A 2,194-nucleotide genomic window follows, 5' to 3' on the forward strand; every position below is an offset into this window, starting at 1 on the left:
CTGTATATCGATCCCCTTTATTTAGATATGCATAATTACATATTTCTCCACAACAAAAAACAACAAATGCACAGCGAAAAAACAATAAATTAACAACGAATAAACAACAAATAAACAATATTTCTAAAAAGATATGTCGTTATTTGTTGTTTTTCATCACGAAATATACAACGCGATATAAAGATTTAATAATGTTGGTTTAATAGCTGATTCATCAAAATTATTATATCCATACTCATTTTTTATATCTTCAAAGCTTTTCTTATTTCCTTTTACTTGTTTACCCACTTCAAGATTTGATTATATTTTTCATAAAAATAAGATAGACTTTAAAAGCCTATCCTAACAATTTTGATTTCTTTTATGCTTAATCCTGTTTTATTGCTATTGTTCATTATCTAAAATATCTAATAAATCCCCCCTGTTTCTTTCTGCTCTTTTTCCTTCTTCAATTTTCTCTTTATTACACTCTAAAAGTGTCATAAACTCTACCTTCCACACTAGGAACATTAGGATGTAGTTAATTTTCCCCCTTTCCATCAACTTGACACTAAAAATAAAAATCACGTTACTATTCTCTTGCATGAGTAGTAACGTGATTTTGTAGTTCAAATTATTCAGGAAATACTATATTATCGTTTGATTCCTTTTTGGGATTAGAAGTAGTATTTATGCTATCTGTAGAATTCTCTAATTTATTAATGATCGCTTTTAAATTTGGCATTACTCCTATTTCATTTTCTGGATTTGCTGATAGAGTTGCTGTAGCTGGATCACTGAGTAGCTCTCTCATTTCTTTTGGAGTCAGAGGTCTTCCAAGGACTTTTTTTTGCAATTCCTTGTAAATTGACTGCGGCTCCAGCGATAATTGATGATGCACTTGAAGTTCCATTGAAATATGATGTATAACCAGATAAGGCGGCCGTTGTTACATTCTCTCCCCATGCATATGTATCTATTCGACTTCCATAGTTAGAAAAATATAGTCGTTTATGAGGAAGAGCTGATGATGCAGCGCCTACCATAATAGCTCCTGAATCTTTAAAATTAGGACTGTTACGATTTAAAGTATATCTCCCATTTGCATCGGTCAATTTATCTAAATCTACACTGCCATTAGCTCCAGCTTCTATTACAATAATGCCTTTATCAGTGGCATATTTAATAGCCTTAAATTTTTCTATATCATATTCTATTGGGCAAGTCCAAGTTTACTACCAACCTGCATCTCCAATAATAGAACCTCACCAGGTTTCATTACTTTAACTGCCTGCAAAATCGAATCTGCCATGTTACCACTACCATCACTTCTTGTAGTTGATGTAACCATAGCGTTCGCTTTAGAAGAAGTTCCTACAATACCTATATTATTATCACTAGCGACAACTATTCCTAATACTGAAGTACCATGACCAGCCTGATGAATTAGGTTTACACTGCCAGGCACAAACTGAATATTTTTGTCTACTAAATCTTCATGATCTAATAACCATCCATTTTCCATATCAACAAAAGTTATCCCCTGCCCATCTCCACCTGGTTTTGTCCATGTATATTCTGCATCAATACCATAAGGAGCAGGCTGCAAATACCTTTGATTTTTAAACAAAGGGTTATTTGTTGATTGGACAGAGGACGTTGCACTGCTTTCAGCATATTTCAAAAAATATACGCGTATGTTCAACGTAGATTATTAACCTTAGCAACAACACGCTTACCTACAAAGGGACTTCACATTAATTTCTCCTATTATATATAAGTCATTCTTAGTCAAATTGGTTTGATTTTATAAGGAGCCAAAAACCTCTAAATGTTTATTTTATAATTACGTAAATAATCCTAGCATCTCCAAAGTTTGATATAATGATACAGTTATTAATAGCAATTAGGGAGATATACAGCATGAACTATACAAATATGCCAAAAACGGTTAAGCGGACTCCATTCTCTTCGATACCGAAGAAATTCCTTGGTATCGGTAAGATTGTTAAAAAACAAACAAAAGTGGAGCGCCCTACATTAGCCCAAGACGAACAAGAAATTATTGAAAACAAGTTATTATGTACATTTCTCTCTGAAGAGAAGATATTGATTACCTATTATAGAGATGGTCATTTGTTTACTAGAAATATGACTGTAACTGACATAAATCCGATAAAGAATTTAATAACTTGCACTGATGCATCTTATAACA

General features: G+C 32.6%; 4 protein-coding genes. 1 reads left to right on the plus strand and 3 read right to left on the minus strand.

Features of this window, described 5'->3' with window-relative positions; all coding sequences use genetic code 11:
- Positions 1–613: 613 nt before the first annotated feature.
- The 3 genes from V7038_RS27515 to V7038_RS27520 are packed head-to-tail and all read right to left on the minus strand — an operon-like array spanning position 614 to position 1,588.
- Positions 614–880, minus strand: a complete 267-nt coding sequence (locus tag V7038_RS27515) for a hypothetical protein (protein WP_335695938.1) — start codon at positions 878–880, stop codon at positions 614–616.
- Positions 774–1,196: a S8 family serine peptidase gene (locus V7038_RS29635; protein WP_438825123.1), complete on the minus strand. Its 423-nt coding sequence runs from the start codon at positions 1,194–1,196 to the stop codon at positions 774–776. The genes V7038_RS27515 and V7038_RS29635 overlap by 107 nt, the downstream gene beginning before the upstream one ends.
- Positions 1,193–1,588 (minus strand): hypothetical protein, encoded by a 396-nt coding sequence (locus V7038_RS27520; RefSeq protein WP_335695939.1) that lies wholly within the window; start codon positions 1,586–1,588, stop codon positions 1,193–1,195. The genes V7038_RS29635 and V7038_RS27520 overlap by 4 nt, the downstream gene beginning before the upstream one ends.
- A 314-nt stretch (positions 1,589–1,902) precedes the next feature.
- Between V7038_RS27520 and V7038_RS27525 the strand changes: the two genes are divergently transcribed.
- Positions 1,903–2,194, plus strand: a 292-nt coding sequence (locus V7038_RS27525; protein WP_335695940.1) for a YolD-like family protein, incomplete at its 3' end; no start/stop codon positions are given.

Origin of the sequence: Bacillus sp. JJ783 (assembly GCF_036963225.1) — a bacterium.
Lineage (GTDB): Bacteria > Bacillota > Bacilli > Bacillales > Bacillaceae_G > Bacillus_A > Bacillus_A cereus_U.